The sequence below is a fragment of the Gilliamella sp. B14384G10 genome (assembly GCF_016101685.1).
Taxonomy (GTDB): domain Bacteria; phylum Pseudomonadota; class Gammaproteobacteria; order Enterobacterales; family Orbaceae; genus Gilliamella; species Gilliamella apis_A.
In genome coordinates this window covers 410,395-430,931 of the sequence record NZ_JACFQA010000002.1, presented here as the reverse complement: position 1 = coordinate 430,931, position 20,537 = coordinate 410,395, and the positions used below count along the sequence as shown (strand labels likewise).

The window sequence follows — 20,537 nt, the reverse complement described above, 5'->3', positions numbered from 1 at the left end:
AAAACACCGCTCAAGAGCGGTGTTTTGTTTCTATTGAATAATCTAACTGAATTAACCGAGTTCTTTCTCGGTGAAAATCCCACTAAATAGATCAGTACTAAGATAACGTTCGCCTGATGATGGTAGTATCACCACAATAGTTTTATCGGCATTTTCAGGCAAACGAGCTAAGCGGTCGGCGGCAAATACGGCGGCACCAGAAGAAATTCCTGCTAAAATACCTTCTTTTTCCATTAATAGCCGCGCAGTATCGATAGCATCTTCATTGCTTACTTTTTCGACCAAATCAATCAAACTTAAATCTAAATTATCAGGAATGAATCCTGCACCAATACCTTGTATTTTATGTGGTCCTGGTTTGATTGGCTCACCAGCAAGTGCTTGGCTAATAACCGGTGAAGTACTTGGTTCAACTGCTACTGCAGTGATGTTTTTACCTTGAGTTTTTTTAATGTATTTAGTTACACCAGTAAAAGTCCCACCAGTACCGACCCCAGCAACAAAAATATCGACTTGTCCGTCAGTATCAAGCCAGATTTCTGGCCCAGTAGTTTTTTCATGAATTTCTGGATTAGCGGCATTACTGAATTGTTGAAGCATAATATTGTGTTTAGGATTACTAGCAACAATCTCTTCCGCTTTTTCGATTGCGCCTTTCATTCCTTTAGCTGCGTCGGTTAACACGAGATTAGCACCTAAAGCTTTTAAAAGTTTACGGCGTTCAATGCTCATGCTTTCAGGCATGGTTAAGGTTAATTTATATCCACGAGCAGCTGCAACCGCGGCAAGTGCGATACCAGTATTACCACTGGTTGGCTCGATAAGTTCAACATCAGGGTTTAATAAACCACGTTTCTCAGCATCCCAAATCATATTTGATGCAATGCGACACTTGATACTGAAGCTAGGATTACGAGATTCTACCTTGGCTAATATATTTCCTTGTCCGAAATGTTTTAAACGAACTAAAGGTGTATGGCCAATGGTCTGTGAATTATCATCAAATATTTTACTCATGTTTGAATCCTTTTTTATTGCCTAATGATAAATAGTATCACTTTGTTAATATTAATATCATTATAAATATAACTATAAAAGATAAAACTAATTAATAATTATAACAATATTCGTTTTTGATATAAGAGAAGGTTTAATTATCATTGATAACTAAAAATGTGATCATAAAATAGTAAATAATTTAAGTTAATTTAATTAGATCTCAACGTAGTATAAAAATTTATAATTATCTGATAGATTGGTAACTTTTAATAACGCAAAACTATAAAACAAGGACTATTAAGTTGCTAATAAATTAGTTCTTAATTATGAATGGTATTAAAGGAAATCGAATGTTTGAATCAAAATATGCTGTGCCAAGAAATATTGATAAGCTTATTTCTAAATTAAAAATTACAACAGATTCTCATAATTCTTATATTAAATTTTTAAAGAAATATAATGTCATTGCTTTTGATGAGGATCTGTTTGATTATTCCATTGACTGTCAAGGTGAATTACTTCCGCTTGAAGTAATGTTCGGATTCTCTAGGAAACTAGATCGGGAAGATGTAATTGCTAATAACTGGATGTATTTAAATAGAATCCCTAAACGGTCCATTGCTATAGCATCTCTAAATTTCGGAGATTTACTTTGTTTGTATCCAAATGGCAAAGTTTATCATTGGGATCATGAAGTTAATGACCTATATTTTGATATGACAGTCAGAAATGGTTATTTAGAGCAGAATCTAGATTTAAAACTTGTCGCTAATTCCTTTGATGAATTTTTAACAAAAATTATTAAAACCGAAATCGAAGATTTTGCTCCTAATGTTCCTTATTCTGATAATTATATAAATTTTTTGATGAATGATTCTAAATACTTTTTTATGTCTTCGAAAAAAATAATTCAGGTGCGTTTAAAAAAATTAGAACTTTCTGAAAAAGGACGTGAGTTGATAGCGAAATTTAAAAGAGAAGGGCTTATAAGGTAAAAAAGGGATAATTTTATTAAAAAGGATCATCTAAATGATAGATTTTAATGCAGATATCATAAGCTACAAATCTTTGGGTAATATTGAGATTGGACGTAATGAACAAAGCTATAATGTTAAAATAGGTTACTCATAATGAATGAAGAATGGAACCCCATATTTCAAATAGAGTTAATGGATATTATTAACAGTCTACACATCAAAAAATTGCATGTCGGATCATCTGATTCTCTTATTTATGAAACGATGGGAGAACCAGAATTACCTGTAGCAAGACTGAACAGAAAATCAAAAATATTTAGCCATCTATATGGCAATGTCAATATTTTATCTAAAAATAACACTGTAATAAGTATAGATATTGACATGCATGGTTTTAGAAAAAAGATGGTAATTCTTGGTAGAATAAATAGCTGGAAACTTAATAATTGGCTAGAGCTAGCTAAAATAAAAAATTGGAATGTAAATAAAATTTGTGATGTAGTTCGACTGGAAGGAAAAGGAATAGTTATTTGTTTATCACCGGATGGAAAAGTAGGAATGATTTCTCTTTCTTGAATAACTTTTAACTGTTTCCAATATAAGATTGCTGGCTGATTAATTGAACAAACCTATCTGGACGGGCGTAAATAACAACTAAGCTACGACCAAACCACTGGGCAACCATATCGCCACTACCCTGCCGGATAGGCGAGCCATCGACAAACTGTATTATGATTCCGGACACTTGCACCAGATAAATATCGACGGCAACATCATCAGCGATATCGAACGCGACCACCTGCACCGCGAATTATTACGCACTCAGGGACGCCTGAACACCCAGTTCAAATACGACCGCAACAGCCGGCTGCAATGCAAACAGATACAGCGCAATCAGAATCCCATCCTGCCTGATATCCTGCTCGAACGCAGCTACCAGTACGACAACCTCGACCGATTGGTAAGCAAAAAACACAGCAAACACGCCAGACCGATTACCGCTATGATCACACTGGCAGAATCGAAGGCTGCCGTAATCAGAGATACTGGGAAAACCTGCAATACGATGCCGCTGCCAACCTGCTGGACAGCAAATACAGAGAAGACTACAGCAATCACAACCTGATTCGCTGTAACCAGCTCCTGCATTTCAGAGGACACCACTACCGCTACGACGAGCACGGCAGAACTGCCAGCAAACAGACCATCGGCACAACCCAGCACTACCACTACGATGCTGAACACCGCCTGAGCGAAGTACGCATCGAACAAACAGGCCGCAGTCAGCGTTACGGCTACGTCTACGACGCCCTTGGCCGGCGTATCGAAAAACATCAGATAGACCGCGAAGGCCAACCCTACAACCGTACCCGCTTCCTGTGGGACGGCTTAAGAATGATTCAGGAAACCGGCTCGAATCACCCCACCAGCCTGTATATCTATACCGACCAGAACAGCTACGAACCACTGGCGCGGATAGACACAGACGGCAACCAAGAACAACATATCCGCTACTTCCACACCGACCTGAATGGCTGTCCGGAAGAACTTACCGATGCAAACGGTAAAATACTGTGGGAATGTAGCTTTCAGTTGTGGGGAAAGCGGATTCATGAAATTAAGCACGAACCCATAGAGCAAAACCTCAGATATCAGGGACAATATTTAGACAGAGAAACCGGCTTACATTACAATACTTTCAGGTATTATGATCCGGATATAGGTAGATTTACTCAGCTAGCCCCGATTGGGTTGCTGGGCGATTTGAATCTGTATCAGTATGCGCCGAATCCGTTAACTTGGTTTGATCCACTAGGTTTTAATCCTTGTACATTATCTGGTAATACAATCAATCGCGCTGATGGTTCAAATCTCATCACTATTCCAAATAATGCTCAGATTCGTAAATTATTTTCTCCAAAAGGCTATACTGGAAACTATGGCTATGAGTATAAATGGCAGAATGCAAATGGAACTTTAATAGTCGTTCGAATTCATGATATTGATATTACAGCACCTTCCTGCTCTAACAAATACAGGAATTAAAATACGCAATAGATACTAAAGATTCTGATATGTATGAACTAATTGGTTCTATCAGAGATGTGTTTTCATCACCTTATATATCAACGCCGATTGTTAGCCCTAATTTAGTTAAGGAATTATGGATTTTATTAACTAAAATATTTATCCATAGTGATATTTACGATAATAAATTTTTTGCAATATTCGCAATGGATGATATTTACTTATACTCTAGACGTCAAAATATTAAATTATGCCTAAAAGATTTAGAAAAATGGAGAGAAAAACATAACAAAAATAATACAACGGAAGAAATTTTAGAATGCGTTGATGATATAATTTTACCTGATGTTCAATTCTTTAAAAACGCATATCTTTAATCCTTAATAGCTCAAGTATTTAGATTAATAAAGTTTTGGCGCAGCTTATATATTAAATAATAGTTTTCCATCAGCATATTTTCTCTGGGAGGGCTTGATGTATTGAAAATGGAATCTGGAAATATATAAAATAGAATAGATTAACATGTTATCTAATTATTTTAACTATTAAAGTGAAATTATATGACTGGTAAAATTAAACTGCCTGCTTTAGAAATCTTTATGACTGCAGTGGATGCAGTAGAATTTTCAAAAGTTTTAAAAGATCAGATTCAATCGGTTAAATTTATTACACAAGGTATTTGGCCCGATCGAAATGTACCGATTTTTGATATACTGGATATAGAAACAGCCAAAAATATAGATTTTGGTATTATAAATACCGATATTTTAAGTATTGAAGATTATAAAAAAAATTATGTTGGACATTATCCTAATTCAACAGATTATCATAATGCCGTGGTTGGAGAAGGTCTTGTCCGCTTTTCATGTTCTGAATTAGCCGATTATGATACTGAGTCTTTAAGAAATGGTCGGTTAACTGCTTCTTATGATGTGGTAAAAGAACCTGAAACCGATAAATTTGTAAAAGCCGTATGGAAAATATTTAAAAAAGGCGCCAAGAAGGTTTATTTAATTAATCGGGAAACGGGGCAGATTGCGGATAAACCTGAGACACGTTTTTTTGCCTGGCCTGATGCAGCGAAAAAATTTAATGGGGAAAATGGGCATTATTTAACTAACCATGCCTTTGCCTATTTTGTGGCCAAAGACGTGTAATAAAATCGAAATAAAATAGCCATTGCTAATTTTTATTCTGATGATCTAAATAACTTTGATTCTATTTATAAAATGTTAAACGCATTCTTAAGCAAGATCATGATGCAGTTGCGATTGCCGTACCAAAAGGAACTATACCCTCTTCGGGAGCACTTGATATATCAAAATGGAATCTGGAAATATATAAAATAGAATAGATTAACATGTTATCTAATTATTTTAACTATTAAAGTGAAATTATATGACTGGTAAAATTAAACTGCCTGCTTTAGAAATCTTCATGACTGCAGTGGATGCAGTAGAGTTCTCCAAATTTTTAAAAGATCAGATTGAATCGGTTAAATTTATTACACAATATAGATGGCCTGATTTGAATATACCAATATCAGATGTACTGGATATAGAAATAGCTAAAAATATAGATTTTAGTATTATAAATACCGATATTTTAAGTATTGAAGATTATAAAAAAAAATATGTTATACATTATCCAGGGGCAAATTATGATGGTGCTATGGTTGGAGAAGGTCTTGTCCGTTTTTCATGTTCAACAATGGCTGGTTATGCACCTGGATCTTTAATGAACGGTCGGTTAACTGCTTCTTATGATGTAGTAAAACAACCCGAAACCGATAAATTTGTAAAAGCGGTATGGAAAATATTTAAAAAAGGCGCCAAGAAGGTTTATTTAATTAATCGGGAAACGGGGCAGATTGCGGATAAACCTGAGACACGTTTTTTTGCCTGGCCTGATGCAGCGAAAAAATTTAATGGGGAAAATGGGCATTATTTAACTAACCATGCCTTTGCCTATTTTGTGGCCAAAGACGTGTAATAAAATGCAAATAAAATAGACAAGATGTTCAATATAATCTAATAAAAGAACAGATAATATTTAAGTGACCTATCAATTGGAAAATAAAATGATAGCGTTTAGCATCATAGTGAATAATAGCGATCTCACTGAGATAGAAACAATACTTAAAAAAGAATTAAATTGCTCCCTCGAACCAATAGCAAGCCGAAATAGGGTCGAAGAGATACATTTGGACCTTCGCAAAGGAGGTAATTTTCCTATTGTAGGTGTTTTTTATTATCCATGTGTGAATAATGATCAGCTAATATCTGCACCTAATTGATCTGATGGGTAGGGCTCCTTGCTTTATTGTATAACGAAAGCAAATAATTCTAGCTATCTATTATTCAGGTTATATAGTGGAGCAGAGCCATGTATGGAGATGATGCTTGTTGATTCTGGAAAAACGATTCGATTAGTAAGTGCGATGAAAGAAGATAAATAGATTTTTTATTAAATAGTTATTAAAAATAAAAAAAAGTTAAAACGAAATCAGACCTGATTGAAATGATTAATGGATTTATTTAAAAAGGTCTAATAGCGCATGTTAGGCACATTGATCTGCATAATAATCAGGCTCATAGTAAAGCAATCGAATAGTTATGTTGGGGGTTGTCTGACAAAAAGTAAAATTCAAATGGAGGTAGTGCATGGAAAACCCTAACAATCAAGTAGTTGATTTGTTGATTTCCCATAATCAAATTTTAGTTCGATCTAGAGCTTATTCTGAAAAATTATCTCAATGGGGTAAAGAGAATATTGAACAAGGTGCCGTCATTCATAAAGATTATGTTATATTTGATCCTTTACCTGACGAAGCTTTTGGAGCTAATGTTGTTTTAAATCTAACAGATAATTTTGTTATGGATGAAAATACACAACGGTGTATTGTGACTCCTTTTTATATTAATAATAGTGATAATGTAGAAGTTGCATCAGCTGCAGAAAAATTCAAAATAAACATAGCATTTGATAGATCTTTATATGATCTTTATTATGAAATTTGCGAAAATGATGAGGTTTTTTACAAATTTACTTTTGTTCCAGCAGAAAGCCCAATAGTTGCCAGATACCTGATTGATGATCCTTGGGGCGGCGAAAAAGATAAAGCACTTAAACTTGGTTTCTTATGATTAACTAATTTATATAATCAATGTAATTTTTAATAAAACATTTAATTTAGTTTATATATGTGAGGCCTTACCTTGTTAATTAGCGAAATTAAAAAGTAAGTATGTATATATAGATTTTTATATCTTATAGATGTTATAAAAATCACTACATATTAATCTTAAAAATATTTGCGGTCAGAAGTTTTTTAAAATTGATAGGGACGATAGAAATCAAAGTTAAATTTCAAACAAGCCAAAAGCAGTGATAGGAAAGATGCAAATTTAGATCCTATTACTGGCAAAAAGTGTGTCTTAGTTTATATTCAACTAAGATACACATTGTCTGGTAAATAATTGTAGTTGGAGAAGGTCATCGTATTGATGATAAAGTTCTATCAAAGGAAACATTTGAGGCATATATGCCATTAAACACTAAATAATAAAGAATTTTAAATATGCATGATTGGACATTAGTATCTTTGATTCTTGATTGGCAAGAAAGTACTCTTATAATTAAGTTCCTTAATAATTCTTCTCTTCCTATGGATATTATATGCAAAGGTATTAAAGGCATTAATATACCAAAATGGGATGAATGGGGCGAAAGTGTAAGTGTAAATCAATTTAATCTTAAAGATGATACGAAATACAAATATATAGAGATAGAAATGCAATCAGGTGATGTTATAAATATAATTGCAACTGATATAGTTATGCCTGCATAAAAATATGAAAACGAGTTTAAAAGATAAATTAAATTTATTTAGAGCAAGAGATTATGCAACCAAATTAAATGGTATTAGTTCATTTAATGTATCACTTTTACATGATAATGAATTTATATGGCATAGAAAAATGTTAATAGAAATAAATAAAATTGATAATGATATTAAAAAAATTTTTTTTAATTTACCTATAAATAGAAATGTCCTAGCTAGGGAAGTTGAAAGTATATTGAATATAAAAAAGGATATTATGTGTAATATGTTCTATTCCGGAAATGTGAGTATATCTTTTTATGTCGAAAGTTTTTCAGACTTCATATTAAGCTTGTTTTCAATCAATAGGACATATGATTTTTCATTGGTATTCACGTCCCCAGATAGAGTAATTGCTTTAAGCGATAATGAATATGATATTCATCTGTATTATATTCATAAATAAAGAATTCATATAAAAATAATAAATTATTTTTTGTCTTTATCAGCAATCAGGAATAGTTGACGGATGAAGCTGGTGAAATTCTCAGGGAATGCTTTTCCCGATTATGGTATAAAGCAATACAGAAAGCCTCACATATCTTAATCCAATAAGATTTAAAGGGTTAAGGCCAATAATTAGACAAAAATCTAACTTCACTACAATAATTTCAGGTATTATGATCCAGATATAGGGCGCTTTATTCTGCTGGCCCAGATATGGTTAGCTGGCGAATTTAATTTGTATCAGTATGTGCTCAATGGACGAAAACTTAGGTGGGCCGTGGAATTTTAATTTGTGAATATGTAACCGGTCGAGCTGATAGCTGTATCAAGTTTCAGGTCAGTAATTATTGAAAATATTTAACGAGGTGGTTTATGGATCTTATTTCCATTGGCGATGTTTTATCTTCTCCAGAAAATAATACAGAGTTTTTTTGTTTACCTCCAAATAAAAACAACTGGACATTGTCTACAAAAGGAGTTTTTACTTTAGATGCTAGGGATTTTCCTCCTGATTCTGATGAATATTTACCAGAACAAGTTAAAAATGATGGTTGGGTTGAAGTTTTAGATGGAGGAACGATCGAGGAAATTGTAGCAAACGCAAAACAACAATTAGGTGTTCCGTCATTAGATGAATTATTTGAAGCATTTATTTTTTATTATGAAAACGATGCTTTTTTAGAATTCCAATAATATATTACTGAAAGTACGCGATCTTTCGATGTATCTCATTAATAGCATATTATTCCACAGAAAACCATCTGTAGTTGAATGGTAAATTAATATTTTTCAATATGATATATCGAAACTATGCGAAGTTAATCAATTTAAAAGTATTTAGGATTCTACTAAATGAGATATAAGCCTAAATGTTAATTAAGAAAGGATTATTATGAGTAAAATTGATGTAGATAAAGTGACTATTCTGTTATGGATAGGTAATAATTTTTCTTCAGAGAAAAAATACAAACAATATTTTGAACAGAATGAAAATATACCAATTAATGATTTCCTTACACCATCATGTTTATTCTGTGCTGATATAGGTGATGTAGTGTACATGTCAGAGCAGCTTATTATGCCTGACAGGTTTTCTACACCTCAAGATATCAATTCGATTATTGATATAATAGAAGTAAATGAAAGTGAAAAGAAAAAAATTTATGAACAATGTATTAAATTAGGTATCACAACGGCTAATTCTGTATTTTGGTATATAAATAATGATCCAATGTTAAATCTAGAGGTCAAGAAACCCTATAAAGAAAATTATAACGGACTTAAGTATATAGGTGAATTTAGTGCTGAGACTAAATACCAATCTCAATTTAATAAAGATCTATCATCGGATCAATATTTATGGATAGGGTCAAATTTTATGCCAGTTGAAAAATATGAGGAATATTTTGAACTGGATTATACTACTGAGGAATTAGATAGCCCTGAGTATAAGATTTGTGGTTTTTGTAAAGATATAGGCACTAATTGGTATGATGAAGATTTTATCGGATATCCTGAACCATTGAAAAAAGAGATTGATGTTGGAGAACTGATTGATAAATTAATTTCACCAGGAATAGATTGTAGACAGAAAATTATAGATCAATGTTATAAAATGGGCATAACCAAAGCAAATGCTTTAGTTTGGTATAAAGCAAGTGAAGCGGTACTTAAAAAACCTTATAAAGAAAATTATAATGGTCTTAAGTATATAGGAATATTTAAATTTTGAGATCAATATAAAGATAGTAATAAACTTTGTAATAATCTGCCATATAAGCCTGAATTTCATTATTCAGGCTTTTTTTGACACAAGTAAAACTTTTTGCTTTGATTTCATTTATCAGCGCCGGTCAAATTAAATGTTCATATCTAAAGAATTATATAAGATGGGTAAAATGTAAATAGCATGTCCATGCTTGTTGTGAGATAACCAATATTGAAAATAGAATGCATCTCGATTTAACTAAATCAGAGGTGACTGACTCTTTATTAGGGTCAGAGAATATGGATAATATAAAATTATTAAATGTACAATCACTCGATTCGCATAAAAGACTTGAATACTTAATTAGAAAAGTAGCAGATTTTGAATTAATTTGGAGCAGTTATGGAGATAATGGCTGGTTACTATTATCTGATGAAAATGGTAGAAGAATAACACCTTTTTGGCCTGAAAAAGAATTTGTTAATGAATACAATATAACTCATAAATATGACTATTTTGCTAAAAAAATGGATTTATATTATTTTTTAGACAAATGGATAAATGGATTAGCAAAAGATAAAATTGATATAGTCCTTTTTCCGGTAAAGGAAAAAGAGAGTATTATCATTTCTCCTTTGCAATTAAAAGCGCTAATAGAAAACGAATTAGAACAATATGAGTAATTTGTGTATAAAATCTATTAGTGTGATTTTATAAATTTATAATGCATTGAGTAAAATGAACAAATAGTGAAAATAATAGAAAAGCAGGAAGTAAGTGTGATTAAAACTATAGATGTTGATGTTGATTTTAATGGCATAATTATTTTTGATTATCCTGGGATACTGGGCCCTTTTGATGGAAAAATAAATGATGGAGAGAATATACTTCAACAATTTACAACTACAGATAAAGGAGATTTTGTTTTAGAACAGGGTATTGCGTTACCAATCATGGGTATTGATGATGGTGGGTATATAGTTAGATTGTTTTTAAATGAAATTCCTAGTAATGACAATCGGAATGTTATATTCAGTGATAAATATTTTTTTCTTAATGTAACAGGTAGTTTATATATTGCCGATATGGCAGTTTAGAAAGACTGCGTAGTCATGTAACTCATTAATTCTATGTTTACTACCGTGTAGGTAGTTTAGAAATGGCGGATTACTAAATCGTCGTTGATTTAATAACTAAAATTTCATACTATTCATTACATATTAGTTAAATAAGGATGAATGGAATGAAAAAATTGTGTTTAGTTGGTTTAATTAGTTTATTTTTGTCTGGATGTGCAACTATCAGTGATGTAAATGGGGATGATTTTATAACAGCCCGCGCGGTATCACCGCTGCCTGCAATGGTGGGTTTTTGGGTGGGGGCATCAGGTCCATACCTGAACACATTAAAAATTAACAATGATGGAACTGGAGAATTTTGTTACTCGTGGAATGGTAAAAATGCTAATGGTAAATTGGTATTCAATGGTGCAGAAATAATTTATCAAAGCGGAGAAAAACTTGAAGTTACAGAAATTACTGACAACACAATCGACGCTGTGACGCATTACTATGGTAAAACAAAGTATAAATTTTATAAGGATGACAATTTAGCTAAATCATCGACGTTTTGCCAAAATATATTTAACAAATAATTTTAATAAATGTTTTAGTTTGTATATATAAATACTATTCATAAACCCTCTAACGAGGGTTTTTTATTGCTCCTAATTCTTAAATAACATACCATTGCCAAAAAAGGAGATGGTATGAAAAGAATAATTTTAGCAGGCTTAATTGGGATGGTTTTAACTGGTTGCGGTGATGAAAGTAGCGAGAAGAAAGTAACTGAGGAGATGCTTGTAGGAGGTTGGGAGTGCACAGCTACCACACAAGAAGCTGATTGGAAAAATGGTTTATTTCAGGATTACTCGACACCTGTTAATCAAGGAAAATCGTTAATTGTATATACAAAGGAAAACGATGCTCTATTTGTAAAATTGCCCGATAGTGATAGAAAAATAAAGCTGGATTTTAAAAAATTAAATGAAGAATATAGCAATACTTTCGATGACACAAAAATAACTGGTTATAACAAACTCGAATATATATCAGATGATGAGTTTAAAATGACCACTGAGACATCACAGATGTTTACTGACTCGGAATATAATAAAAAGAACAAAACATTAATGCACTGTACAAGAATGAATTAATTCTTTATTCAAAAATATAATTTCTAAATAAAACCCTCTAACGAGGTTTTTTTATTAATTATTTTGAAGAGTGTTTAGGTGTTCCCTGTGTATACAGGGATAAACCGTGAAATTAAATCGTTTATAGACGAGCTGGGTTGTGTTCCCTATATACATAGGGATAAACCGGGTCAATAACAAAATATTCATTATTAATTGAAGCGTTCCCTGTGTATACAGGAATAAATCGGATAGCGGTTTCTGAACAAAGTTTATTGTGTATAATGTTCTAGTTTACTGCCGTGTAGGTAGTTTAGAAATGGTAGCGTACAGCCGAAACTTGATGAAAATTGTTTACTACCGTGTAGGCAGTTTTTTGGCAATGGGAAGAATATACTGGTTGGCATAATTCAAATATTCCTAAAGGGATATATAGAGTTTGTTTAGAAGGCGTACATTTAAAACAAAACGATGATATTTCCTATTGCTATGATCTAATTTTAGAAAAGGTAGACAAACTCGGCAAGCGCAATATTGAACCACGCTCCTATTCAAACCTATATTAAATAAAAAGTTAAGTAAAATTTATATTTTATTAAAACGTGATTTTAATCAGGTAAATTTAATATGGTCACTAACCTTATTTGACCGCATTGTAAGCAAACGTAATTAAACTATCATCTATGAGTTTTGAACACATTGAAGTGTATAATAATCGAAGCTATCAAATAATTCTATTTACAGAACAGTCATTTTCCATGTCAAATACCGACAAATAGGCAATGGTATATTATTGATAATAAGCGAATTGTAGATTTATATCTTGTTGATTTAGCTCATAAAGATATATTATTACTAATTCATAGTTATTTAAATTATATAAATGCTACTGCAAACTCATAGTCGATACTGAATATTCAAATGAATATAATAAACGATTTGGAATGTGAAATAATATATGATGCAGTTAGTTATAAATATTATGTATTATAAATTTAGATAATTTAAATGTCGGAAAATAAAATTAAATTTTTGATAATTTTTATCATGTAATGTCAGTAAGAAAAGCAATATGGATAAACGGATAAAGCTTGAAAAATATATTTTGAATGAATTTCAAGCGAAAGATAGTCAGACATTTTTATATCAACTGCATGAAAATTCTTATTTTGATAAAGAAAAATTTTCAATATTGTTAAATATTTGTCATAGTTTGGCAAAAGCGTATGGTGAATTTGGTAAAACTGATAACTATAATGAGGTGATTAAAGGTCTATTCGTTATTTTCGAACATACACTTTTTTTATTATTTACTCATTTTGTTGAACATGATTTCTTTACAATTAGTAATTACGGTAAAGATTTCAAAGCCAGAGATGTATCAGCATATTATTCGCAAATTAGGGAAATAACTCAAAAAATTATTTTATAATTGGATCATACTTAGCTACTCACCTTAGTCATTCTAATGACTATTTAATTAGTTCCATCTAGATTCTAATTCAATTAAATCATCGTATTGATAATCAATTATGTTTATTCCTTACTCTGTATGTTTGATTGGAGGATGAAACTATTGCTGATAGTGTTAGGTACTGGACTACTCAAGTAGCAGCTGTTTTTCGCGACGAAAGATTAAGGAAAGACCTTAATATATCACTAAAATCGAATGATATTGATATAAAGGGCGCTACTGAAATGGCTTTAAGTATTTTAGAAGATTAATAACGTATAAATTAAACAGATAAAATTTTTAATTTATAAAAACAAGATATTATAAAATTATTGTTAATGAGATTAATAAAAATAGGTTGCTAAAAAATCAATATATTATGTGAGATAAAGATATATGAGTTAGCTACTATAATATAAGTATTCATGTATGATGTTTTAAGGAGCAAAAATGTCGGTGACAGCTGAATTAAGAAAATTGTTTGAATTTGAGTTGTATAATTATTTAAAGGAAAACATCATATATAGCCCAAATATCAAATGTTTAAAAACGGAAATATCCATAAAAAAAACAAAAATTAATCAAGCAAGTGGCCGTATAGGTTTCAGATTTTTAAATAATGCTCAGGGGTACTGTCTCAGTACAAGTGTTGATTCTCCAGAATTAATTGTTTTTTTTAATAAAATAAATCCACCATATAGATCAAATAACCCCGAAGGCGTCGTTTATGCAATGAATACTTCAATGGAGATTGGTTTTAAATCATTCGCTCCTAATTTGGGTGGTACTGTAGATTTACCCAGAAATGAAGAAGAAAGAAAAAAAACTTGTGAATGGATTTTTACTAAGGTGAGAGATATTTATTTGCCAAGAGCTATCAATCTTATTGAGTTAAAGCCTGAAACGATAAAAGATATCATATTATTCCCAGACTATTATGCTTATCCTTTTTTGACAATTTTATACCTAAGCAAAAAACATAATAGGTCTTTAACAGATAAAGAGATGGAATTGATATTTAGTAAAAGAAAAAGAATATTAGGCAACAAATTGTTTGATAAAAAACTCTTAGAGATATATCTATAAAAAATCGATACTATTTCTTTGATGTTTGTACATTAATTTGGGTGTTTTTATCTTCTGATTTATAATGTTTACTCACATTTTTTGAATAAAAGAAATATTTTTGGGGTTATTTATGGAGTGGACTGGTTCTTGGAACTCTTTTTATTCAACTAAACCTATAAATGTTGTTTTCTCCGAATGGAGAAAAAAAATGATAGCTATTAACTACAAAAGTTATTATAACCCTTGGATGGGAGACGAGTGGTTATTTAGTTATAAGAATAATGAAATGCTTGAATATCACTATGAGAATGGTTATAACATTGATATGCAAGGTGAAGGCTGTGTAACGATAGAAGCTAAAAAAGTTTCATTGAACGCGGTTGCAACTTTGATTGAATTTGAAAGGGAAACGAATTTCGAACCTTACAATATTAATCTACATCTTAAAGACTTATACTACTATGTTCTAGTTCTACCAGAGGAATTGGAAAATTCGGAATTTAGTCGTAAGCTACACGAATTATTTATTAGTGTACTTAAAGTATAAAATTAACTTAGTAAATATGAAGGATTTTTCGTATTTTATCATTTATTTAATTTGAGGAAATAACATCTTTTTATCTATTTGATTCGTAATCATTTACGATAACTAGCTATGAGGGGGGTATTTAATAATATCTACTCACTTTTCTTTAAATTATCAATTAATCGCGGTTATTTTATCTGTTAGGGAATTATTTGTTTAATAAATAGATTTTTATTTTTATTAAAATAGTAAAATAATAGCTATCATGTTTAAATTTTTACCAAAATGATGTATTCATAATTTTAATTTAAAAAGTTTTAGTTTATATATATTGTTATATTTGTTATAAACGAGCATTATTTAGCTTTAGATAGGCTAAAGTGTATCATTTAACAATCATGGTTTAGATAAATAATCAATATGCCACCAACATGCAGTGATGGTCACTGTTAATATCTCAAATTTGCATTGATAAAATAATTCGACTTTAATCGAAGACCTCATTTTCCATATCTAACTCAATCTTTTTTATTGCTTGTTCACAACGATATATCCGATTATCTAATGCTGCTATTTTTGTATAATCAATAGCCTCAGGCGATAGTTCTAATTCATATTTCATCTCTTGCAATCGTCGCAGATAATCTAAATGTCTGGAATGTTTTTCTGCAACGGTTTCTTGAATTACATAACTTGTTGGTTGCTTGCGTAAATGTACAGTAGCAAGCTCACGACTTAGTGCAGTAATTTGGTCAATAAGTTTTTCTGATAAAAATTCAATTTGACTTAGTTTTTCGGTTAAAGCTGCATCACAGAGAGAATGATAAGTAAGCTTTATCTTATCGATATAAAATTGAAAATCGACCTCAATCTTACTGCTATTAAACAGATGTTCATCAAAATAGTGTTCTTGATAAGTGGGTTGATCAGATAGGTTGATCTGTTGCTCAAGTTGATTTATCTGATCTTTTAATTTTTCCAAAAAATTCTGCATAGATATATTTTCATGGTTGGTTAGATGTATCATCATCTTGTCCAAAATAGTTGCCTAGATGAATTTTAGATAGATTCATCAATTTCATTAGTGCTTCAAACGTTAATTTTTCATTAGGATTTCGGTTTGGACTGATTATTTTTTTTTCAATTAGTTGTGATTTAATTCGGTTATAACCATCAACCAAATATAATGGTAGTGGCGATTGAGATCGATAGCCTAACCATAATATTCCTTGAATAGGTAAGCTTAAAGCAAATAGAATAGTAACAATAGTTACTGCTAATTGTGCTGGCAGATAATATTGCCAAACAATTAAGCCAATAATGATTGGTGGTAATATTTTTTTTGCGGTTTTTATGTGGTTAATAATTTTTAATTCCGGAAATGAATATGAAAGCGCCTTATCTTTGGGGCAAAGATCCATATATGTTTGACCTGCCTTAAATTTTTTAACTAAATTCATCTGATTTGGATTCCTCGACATTCACATTTTAATGTCTTAAAATAGTGTCATTCAAATTGGGGGCTCTCTTTATTTTATCTTAAAAACCAAGATATCAGAAGTCGCCTTGTATATCACATTGATTATTTAATCATGTGTAGAGTTACCAATTTTGATTGGTATATATCTTTTTATTCAATTTATAGGAATTACTATGTCATCAAGTAATAACGCTCTTGTTCTGAATTGTGGAAGTTCATCTTTAAAATTTGCAATCATAAACCCTGAAAATGGTGATGAATTTTTATCTGGCTTAGCTGAATGTTTTCACCTTCCTGATGCTCGTATTAAATGGAAATTAGATGGTGAAAAGAAAGAAGCTTCTTTAGGTGCTGGTGCAGCGCATAGCGAAGCAATCCGTTTTATTGTTAACAGTATTTTTCCACAAAAACCAGAATTATTGGATAGTATTAAATCAATTGGACACCGTATTGTTCATGGCGGTGAGAAATATACCCAATCAGTTGTAATTGATGATTCAGTATTAAAAGGAATTGAAGAAGCAGCGGCTTTCGCACCTTTACATAATCCTGCACATTTAATTGGTATCCGTGAAGCTTATGCCGCTTTTCCTCATTTAAAAGATAAAAACGTCGCAGTATTTGATACCGCATTCCATACTACAATGCCTAAAGAAGCATATTTATACGCAATCCCTAATGAATTATATACTAAACATGGTATTCGTCGTTATGGTGCGCATGGTACAAGCCATTATTATGTTAGCCGTGAAGCAGCTAAATTATTAAATAAACCAGTTGAAGAAACTAACGTGATCACTTGTCACTTAGGTAATGGTGCCTCTATTACTGCGGTTAAAAATGGTAAATGTGTTGAAACTTCAATGGGGTTAACGCCACTTGAAGGTCTAGTTATGGGTACACGTAGTGGTGATATTGATCCTGCTATTATGTTCTTCTTACATGACAACTTAAAAATGTCTGTTGCTGATATTAACAACTTATTAAATAAAAAATCTGGTTTACTAGGTTTAACGGGTGTTAGCAGTGATTGTCGTTATGTAACCGATAATTACGATAAAGATGAAAATGCAAAAAATGCCTTAGATGTTTTTGTTCATCGTTTAGTAAAATACATTGGTGGTTATGCAATGTTATTAGACGGTCGTTTAGATGCAATCGTATTTACTGGTGGTATCGGTGAAAATTCTGAAGAAGTTCGTCGTATGGCTTTACAAAAATTAAGCTTACTTGGTATTGAACTTGATCAAGAACGCAACTTAGCGGCTCGTTTTGGTAAAGGCGGTACAATTACTAAAGATGGTTCAGTAATCGCGATGGTAATTCCAACCAATGAAGAACTCGTCATTGCCCAAGATGCTGCACGTTTAACAGCTTAAAAGTTTTTAAAACCGCCTATAAGGCGGTTTGTTTTTTGGATTTAATAAAGAATTAAGAGGAAACAAATTATGTCTCGTACCATTATGCTGATTCCAACAGGTACCAATGTTGGTTTAACAGGTGTAAGTCTAGGTGTTATTCGAGCGATGGAGCGTCAAGGTATTAATTTAAATGTATTTAAACCAGTTGCGCAACCAAGAGCAGGTGGCGATGCCCCTGATAATACAACTACTTTAGTTAGCACTAACACATCAATTCCTACGTTAAAACCGTTAAAAATGAGTCATGTTGAAAACCTATTAGGTTTAAATCAACAAGATGTATTAATGGAAGAAATTGTTGCGCTGTATGCTGAAAATACCAAAGGTGCTGATGTTGTCTTAGTTGAAGGTATTGTACCGACAACTGATTATCCTTTTGCTAATGAATTAAATAATAACATCGCTAAAACACTTGGCGCTGAAATTATTTTTGTTGTAAATATGGGTAAAGATAATCCAGAACAGTTAAAAGATCGTATTGAGATTGCCCGTTCTAATTTTGGTGGCATTAAAAATGATAAGATTATTGGTGTCATTGTTAATAAAGTCAATGCTCCAGTTGAAGAGCAAAACCTTGCTCGTCCTGATGTGGCCGAAATTTATCATACGCCAAAATTTGATAATAAAAAAATCACTATTAAAGAGTTAAGCGAACATAGCCCGTTACCAGTTCTTGGCTGTATTCCGTGGAATATTGATTTAAGTGCTTGCCGAGCAATCGATATTGCTAAACATTTTGATGCAAAAATTATTAATGAAGGCGCAATTAAAAATCGTCGAATTAAACATGTTTCTTTCTGTTCTCGCAGCGTTCAAAATATTATCAATCACCTCCAACCTAATGCGCTTTTAGTGACTTCAGCCGACCGCGCTGATGTATTGGTTACTATTAGTTTAGCTGCGATGAACGGTGTTGCCATTGGTGGGGTATTACTAACTGGTGGTTACGATATTGATGAAAAAGTGTATAAGTTATGTCAACCAGCATTTGATACTGGTTTACCAGTATTTACGGTTAAAACCAATACATTCCAAACTTCAATTAATTTACAACAATTTAATTTAGAAATTCCAGTTGATGACAAAGAGCGTATGGATAATACTCAAAACTTTGTTGCTGACCATATTGATGCAAATTGGATTAAATCATTAAATGAAGTTGTAAGTTCTACTCGACGTTTATCTCCACCAGCATTCCGCTATCAATTAACTGAACTTGCTCGTAATGCGAAAAAAGTGGTGGTATTACCAGAAGGTGACGAACCAAGAACTATCAAAGCTGCTGCAATTTGTGCAGAGCGCAACATTGCAAAATGTGTGCTGATTGGTAATCCAGATGAAGTTCGTAAAGTGGCTGCATCGCAAGGTGTTACGTTAGGCGCCGGTGTTGAAATCGTTGATCCAGATAGTATTCGTGAAAAATATGTACCACGTTTAGTTGAATTGCGTAAAAACAAAGGTATGACAGAAGTCATTGCTCGTGAGCAATTAGCGGATAATGTGGTACTTGGTACAATGATGCTTGAAGCAAACGAAGTTGATGGTTTAGTTTCAGGTGCGGTACACACTACGGCTAATACAATTCGTCCACCATTACAATTAATCAAAACTGCACCAGGAAGCTCACTTGTATCATCAGTGTTCTTTATGTTAATGCCAGATCAAGTTTATATTTATGGTGACTGTGCAATCAATCCAGATCCAAATGCGCAAGAGCTTGCGGAAATTGCTATCCAATCTGCTGATACTGCAATTGCCTTTGGTATTCAACCACGCGTAGCAATGATCTCTTACTCAACTGGTAGTTCTGGTCAAGGTGCCGATGTTGAGAAAGTAAAAGAAGCAACTCGTATAGCACAAGAAAAACGCCCTGATCTAATGATCGATGGTCCATTACAATATGATGCTGCCGTTATGCCTGATGTGGCAAAATCTAAAGCACCAAATTCACAAGTAGCGGGTAAAGCAACCGTATTTATCTTCCCTGATTTAAATACTGGTAACACCACTTACAAAGCGGTACAACGTTCAGCGGATCTTGTCTCAATTGGTCCTATGTTACAAGGTATGCGTAAACCTGTGAACGACTTATCACGTGGTGCATTAGTCGATGATATTGTTTATACAATCGCATTAACAGCTATTCAATCAGCACAAGAACAAAATGCTACTAAATAGTTAGTATTTATACGGCAATTTATGAGAGGTTATTAATAACCTCTCATTTTTATTTCTCCTACCAATCCTCTTATTTTTAAATACGGTTTTTTGATTGCAATTTTATACATGACATAGTACTTTTCGGACTGGTTTTTAGCTCTTTAGGGTTTATATTTATGTGATATAAATTATA

26 protein-coding genes and 1 pseudogene are annotated in these 20,537 nt (G+C 32.1%); 21 read left to right on the top strand and 6 right to left on the bottom strand.

Annotated features, from left to right (window positions below; translation table 11 throughout):
- Positions 1–51: 51 nt before the first annotated feature.
- Positions 52–1,017 (bottom strand): cysteine synthase A, encoded by a 966-nt coding sequence (cysK, locus tag H3T54_RS06315; RefSeq protein WP_086364358.1) that lies wholly within the window; start codon positions 1,015–1,017, stop codon positions 52–54.
- Positions 1,018–1,349: 332 nt separating this feature from the next.
- Between cysK and H3T54_RS06310 the strand changes: the two genes are divergently transcribed.
- Positions 1,350–1,994 carry an SMI1/KNR4 family protein gene (locus H3T54_RS06310; RefSeq protein ID WP_198221525.1) on the top strand — a complete coding sequence of 215 codons (645 nt, stop codon included), beginning with the start codon at positions 1,350–1,352 and terminating at the stop codon, positions 1,992–1,994.
- Positions 1,995–2,129: 135 nt separating this feature from the next.
- Positions 2,130–2,552: a hypothetical protein gene (locus tag H3T54_RS06305; RefSeq protein ID WP_110447999.1), complete on the top strand. Its 423-nt coding sequence runs from the start codon at positions 2,130–2,132 to the stop codon at positions 2,550–2,552.
- Between the two features lie 7 nt (positions 2,553–2,559).
- On the opposite strand, the gene H3T54_RS06300 is transcribed toward H3T54_RS06305, so the two are convergent.
- Positions 2,560–2,721 (bottom strand): hypothetical protein, encoded by a 162-nt coding sequence (locus tag H3T54_RS06300; RefSeq protein ID WP_181414670.1) that lies wholly within the window; start codon positions 2,719–2,721, stop codon positions 2,560–2,562.
- Positions 2,722–2,909: 188 nt separating this feature from the next.
- Positions 2,910–3,332, bottom strand: a complete 423-nt coding sequence (locus H3T54_RS06295; protein ID WP_198221523.1) for a hypothetical protein — start codon at positions 3,330–3,332, stop codon at positions 2,910–2,912.
- Between the two features lie 39 nt (positions 3,333–3,371).
- Here H3T54_RS06295 and H3T54_RS06290 point away from each other — a divergent pair, with 39 nt between their 5' ends.
- The 14 genes and pseudogenes from H3T54_RS06290 to H3T54_RS06225 all read left to right on the top strand — a co-directional run bounded on the left by H3T54_RS06290 (position 3,372) and on the right by H3T54_RS06225 (position 12,257).
- Entirely contained in the window at positions 3,372–4,022 is a 651-nt protein-coding gene (locus H3T54_RS06290; RefSeq protein WP_198221521.1) for an RHS repeat domain-containing protein, read from the top strand.
- A gap of 29 nt (positions 4,023–4,051) precedes the next feature.
- Positions 4,052–4,381, top strand: a complete 330-nt coding sequence (locus H3T54_RS06285) for a hypothetical protein (RefSeq protein WP_198221520.1) — start codon at positions 4,052–4,054, stop codon at positions 4,379–4,381.
- A 183-nt stretch (positions 4,382–4,564) separates the two neighbouring features.
- On the top strand, positions 4,565–5,161 hold the full coding sequence (locus tag H3T54_RS06280) for a hypothetical protein (protein WP_198221518.1): 597 nt from the start codon (positions 4,565–4,567) through the stop codon (positions 5,159–5,161).
- 241 nt (positions 5,162–5,402) lie between these two features.
- Entirely contained in the window at positions 5,403–5,996 is a 594-nt protein-coding gene (locus tag H3T54_RS06275) for a hypothetical protein (protein WP_198221516.1), read from the top strand.
- Positions 5,997–6,667: 671 nt separating this feature from the next.
- Positions 6,668–7,150, top strand: a complete 483-nt coding sequence (comJ, locus tag H3T54_RS06270) for a competence protein ComJ (RefSeq protein WP_086364676.1) — start codon at positions 6,668–6,670, stop codon at positions 7,148–7,150.
- Between the two features lie 434 nt (positions 7,151–7,584).
- Positions 7,585–7,854 (top strand): hypothetical protein, encoded by a 270-nt coding sequence (locus H3T54_RS06265; RefSeq protein ID WP_198221513.1) that lies wholly within the window; start codon positions 7,585–7,587, stop codon positions 7,852–7,854.
- 4 nt (positions 7,855–7,858) lie between these two features.
- A complete protein-coding gene (locus H3T54_RS06260) occupies positions 7,859–8,293 on the top strand; it encodes a hypothetical protein (protein WP_198221512.1) in 435 nt (144 codons plus the stop codon).
- Between the two features lie 201 nt (positions 8,294–8,494).
- A pseudogene (locus H3T54_RS12075) lies at positions 8,495–8,623 on the top strand (hypothetical protein); the annotation flags it as partial.
- Positions 8,624–8,706: 83 nt separating this feature from the next.
- Positions 8,707–9,027 (top strand): hypothetical protein, encoded by a 321-nt coding sequence (locus tag H3T54_RS06250; RefSeq protein ID WP_198221511.1) that lies wholly within the window; start codon positions 8,707–8,709, stop codon positions 9,025–9,027.
- A gap of 199 nt (positions 9,028–9,226) precedes the next feature.
- Positions 9,227–10,066: an immunity 22 family protein gene (locus H3T54_RS06245; RefSeq protein ID WP_198221510.1), complete on the top strand. Its 840-nt coding sequence runs from the start codon at positions 9,227–9,229 to the stop codon at positions 10,064–10,066.
- A 275-nt stretch (positions 10,067–10,341) separates the two neighbouring features.
- Complete coding sequence (locus tag H3T54_RS06240) at positions 10,342–10,725, top strand: DUF2750 domain-containing protein (protein ID WP_198221509.1); 384 nt, start codon at positions 10,342–10,344, stop codon at positions 10,723–10,725.
- A 66-nt stretch (positions 10,726–10,791) separates the two neighbouring features.
- Positions 10,792–11,139: a hypothetical protein gene (locus H3T54_RS06235; RefSeq protein ID WP_198221508.1), complete on the top strand. Its 348-nt coding sequence runs from the start codon at positions 10,792–10,794 to the stop codon at positions 11,137–11,139.
- A 146-nt stretch (positions 11,140–11,285) separates the two neighbouring features.
- Positions 11,286–11,696: a J517_1871 family lipoprotein gene (locus H3T54_RS06230; protein WP_198221507.1), complete on the top strand. Its 411-nt coding sequence runs from the start codon at positions 11,286–11,288 to the stop codon at positions 11,694–11,696.
- 114 nt (positions 11,697–11,810) lie between these two features.
- Positions 11,811–12,257: a hypothetical protein gene (locus tag H3T54_RS06225; protein WP_198221506.1), complete on the top strand. Its 447-nt coding sequence runs from the start codon at positions 11,811–11,813 to the stop codon at positions 12,255–12,257.
- A gap of 251 nt (positions 12,258–12,508) precedes the next feature.
- Here the strand turns inward: H3T54_RS06225 and H3T54_RS11960 are convergent, their stop codons facing one another.
- Positions 12,509–12,643, bottom strand: a complete 135-nt coding sequence (locus H3T54_RS11960; protein ID WP_255520624.1) for a hypothetical protein — start codon at positions 12,641–12,643, stop codon at positions 12,509–12,511.
- A 665-nt stretch (positions 12,644–13,308) separates the two neighbouring features.
- Between H3T54_RS11960 and H3T54_RS06220 the strand changes: the two genes are divergently transcribed.
- The 3 genes from H3T54_RS06220 (at position 13,309) to H3T54_RS06210 (ending at position 15,304) form a co-directional block, all read left to right on the top strand.
- Complete coding sequence (locus H3T54_RS06220; RefSeq protein WP_198199701.1) at positions 13,309–13,668, top strand: hypothetical protein; 360 nt, start codon at positions 13,309–13,311, stop codon at positions 13,666–13,668.
- A 471-nt stretch (positions 13,669–14,139) separates the two neighbouring features.
- Positions 14,140–14,775, top strand: coding sequence for a hypothetical protein (locus H3T54_RS06215; RefSeq protein WP_198221505.1), 636 nt, complete (start codon positions 14,140–14,142; stop codon positions 14,773–14,775).
- Positions 14,776–14,887: 112 nt separating this feature from the next.
- Complete coding sequence (locus H3T54_RS06210; protein WP_086359891.1) at positions 14,888–15,304, top strand: hypothetical protein; 417 nt, start codon at positions 14,888–14,890, stop codon at positions 15,302–15,304.
- A 466-nt stretch (positions 15,305–15,770) separates the two neighbouring features.
- Here H3T54_RS06210 and priC read toward each other — a convergent pair whose 3' ends face one another.
- Together priC and yfbV are read right to left on the bottom strand one after the other, a co-directional pair.
- Complete coding sequence (priC, locus tag H3T54_RS06205; protein ID WP_198221504.1) at positions 15,771–16,277, bottom strand: primosomal replication protein PriC; 507 nt, start codon at positions 16,275–16,277, stop codon at positions 15,771–15,773.
- A 10-nt stretch (positions 16,278–16,287) separates the two neighbouring features.
- The gene (gene yfbV, locus H3T54_RS06200; RefSeq protein WP_198199711.1) at positions 16,288–16,743 is read right to left on the bottom strand and encodes a terminus macrodomain insulation protein YfbV; all 456 of its coding nucleotides are present in this window, start codon (positions 16,741–16,743) and stop codon (positions 16,288–16,290) included.
- A gap of 193 nt (positions 16,744–16,936) precedes the next feature.
- On the opposite strand from yfbV, the gene H3T54_RS06195 reads away from it, so the two are divergent.
- Both H3T54_RS06195 and pta read left to right on the top strand, forming a co-directional pair.
- Positions 16,937–18,142: an acetate kinase gene (locus H3T54_RS06195; RefSeq protein WP_110447983.1), complete on the top strand. Its 1,206-nt coding sequence runs from the start codon at positions 16,937–16,939 to the stop codon at positions 18,140–18,142.
- 69 nt (positions 18,143–18,211) lie between these two features.
- Positions 18,212–20,362, top strand: coding sequence for a phosphate acetyltransferase (pta, locus tag H3T54_RS06190; protein ID WP_198221503.1), 2,151 nt, complete (start codon positions 18,212–18,214; stop codon positions 20,360–20,362).
- The last annotated feature ends 175 nt before the right edge of the window (positions 20,363–20,537 follow it).

What these genes read in the sequence shown, in the direction of transcription:
- H3T54_RS06265 (WP_198221513.1), top strand. Translation starts at nt 7,585, where the DNA reads ATGCATGATTGGACATTAGTATCTTTGATTCTTGATTGGCAAGAAAGT.
- yfbV (WP_198199711.1), bottom strand. Translation starts at nt 16,743, where the DNA reads ATGAATTTAGTTAAAAAATTTAAGGCAGGTCAAACATATATGGATCTT.
- pta (WP_198221503.1), top strand. Translation starts at nt 18,212, where the DNA reads ATGTCTCGTACCATTATGCTGATTCCAACAGGTACCAATGTTGGTTTA.
- comJ (WP_086364676.1), top strand. Translation starts at nt 6,668, where the DNA reads ATGGAAAACCCTAACAATCAAGTAGTTGATTTGTTGATTTCCCATAAT.
- cysK (WP_086364358.1), bottom strand. Translation starts at nt 1,017, where the DNA reads ATGAGTAAAATATTTGATGATAATTCACAGACCATTGGCCATACACCT.
- H3T54_RS06290 (WP_198221521.1), top strand. Translation starts at nt 3,372, where the DNA reads ATGATTCAGGAAACCGGCTCGAATCACCCCACCAGCCTGTATATCTAT.
- H3T54_RS06195 (WP_110447983.1), top strand. Translation starts at nt 16,937, where the DNA reads ATGTCATCAAGTAATAACGCTCTTGTTCTGAATTGTGGAAGTTCATCT.
- H3T54_RS11960 (WP_255520624.1), bottom strand. Translation starts at nt 12,643, where the DNA reads ATGCCAACCAGTATATTCTTCCCATTGCCAAAAAACTGCCTACACGGT.
- H3T54_RS06225 (WP_198221506.1), top strand. Translation starts at nt 11,811, where the DNA reads ATGAAAAGAATAATTTTAGCAGGCTTAATTGGGATGGTTTTAACTGGT.
- priC (WP_198221504.1), bottom strand. Translation starts at nt 16,277, where the DNA reads ATGCAGAATTTTTTGGAAAAATTAAAAGATCAGATAAATCAACTTGAG.
- H3T54_RS06240 (WP_198221509.1), top strand. Translation starts at nt 10,342, where the DNA reads ATGGATAATATAAAATTATTAAATGTACAATCACTCGATTCGCATAAA.
- H3T54_RS06220 (WP_198199701.1), top strand. Translation starts at nt 13,309, where the DNA reads ATGGATAAACGGATAAAGCTTGAAAAATATATTTTGAATGAATTTCAA.
- H3T54_RS06275 (WP_198221516.1), top strand. Translation starts at nt 5,403, where the DNA reads ATGACTGGTAAAATTAAACTGCCTGCTTTAGAAATCTTCATGACTGCA.
- H3T54_RS06245 (WP_198221510.1), top strand. Translation starts at nt 9,227, where the DNA reads ATGAGTAAAATTGATGTAGATAAAGTGACTATTCTGTTATGGATAGGT.
- H3T54_RS06305 (WP_110447999.1), top strand. Translation starts at nt 2,130, where the DNA reads ATGAATGAAGAATGGAACCCCATATTTCAAATAGAGTTAATGGATATT.
- H3T54_RS06210 (WP_086359891.1), top strand. Translation starts at nt 14,888, where the DNA reads ATGGAGTGGACTGGTTCTTGGAACTCTTTTTATTCAACTAAACCTATA.
- H3T54_RS06230 (WP_198221507.1), top strand. Translation starts at nt 11,286, where the DNA reads ATGAAAAAATTGTGTTTAGTTGGTTTAATTAGTTTATTTTTGTCTGGA.
- H3T54_RS06280 (WP_198221518.1), top strand. Translation starts at nt 4,565, where the DNA reads ATGACTGGTAAAATTAAACTGCCTGCTTTAGAAATCTTTATGACTGCA.
- H3T54_RS06250 (WP_198221511.1), top strand. Translation starts at nt 8,707, where the DNA reads ATGGATCTTATTTCCATTGGCGATGTTTTATCTTCTCCAGAAAATAAT.
- H3T54_RS06260 (WP_198221512.1), top strand. Translation starts at nt 7,859, where the DNA reads ATGAAAACGAGTTTAAAAGATAAATTAAATTTATTTAGAGCAAGAGAT.
- H3T54_RS06215 (WP_198221505.1), top strand. Translation starts at nt 14,140, where the DNA reads ATGTCGGTGACAGCTGAATTAAGAAAATTGTTTGAATTTGAGTTGTAT.
- H3T54_RS06285 (WP_198221520.1), top strand. Translation starts at nt 4,052, where the DNA reads ATGTATGAACTAATTGGTTCTATCAGAGATGTGTTTTCATCACCTTAT.
- H3T54_RS06310 (WP_198221525.1), top strand. Translation starts at nt 1,350, where the DNA reads ATGTTTGAATCAAAATATGCTGTGCCAAGAAATATTGATAAGCTTATT.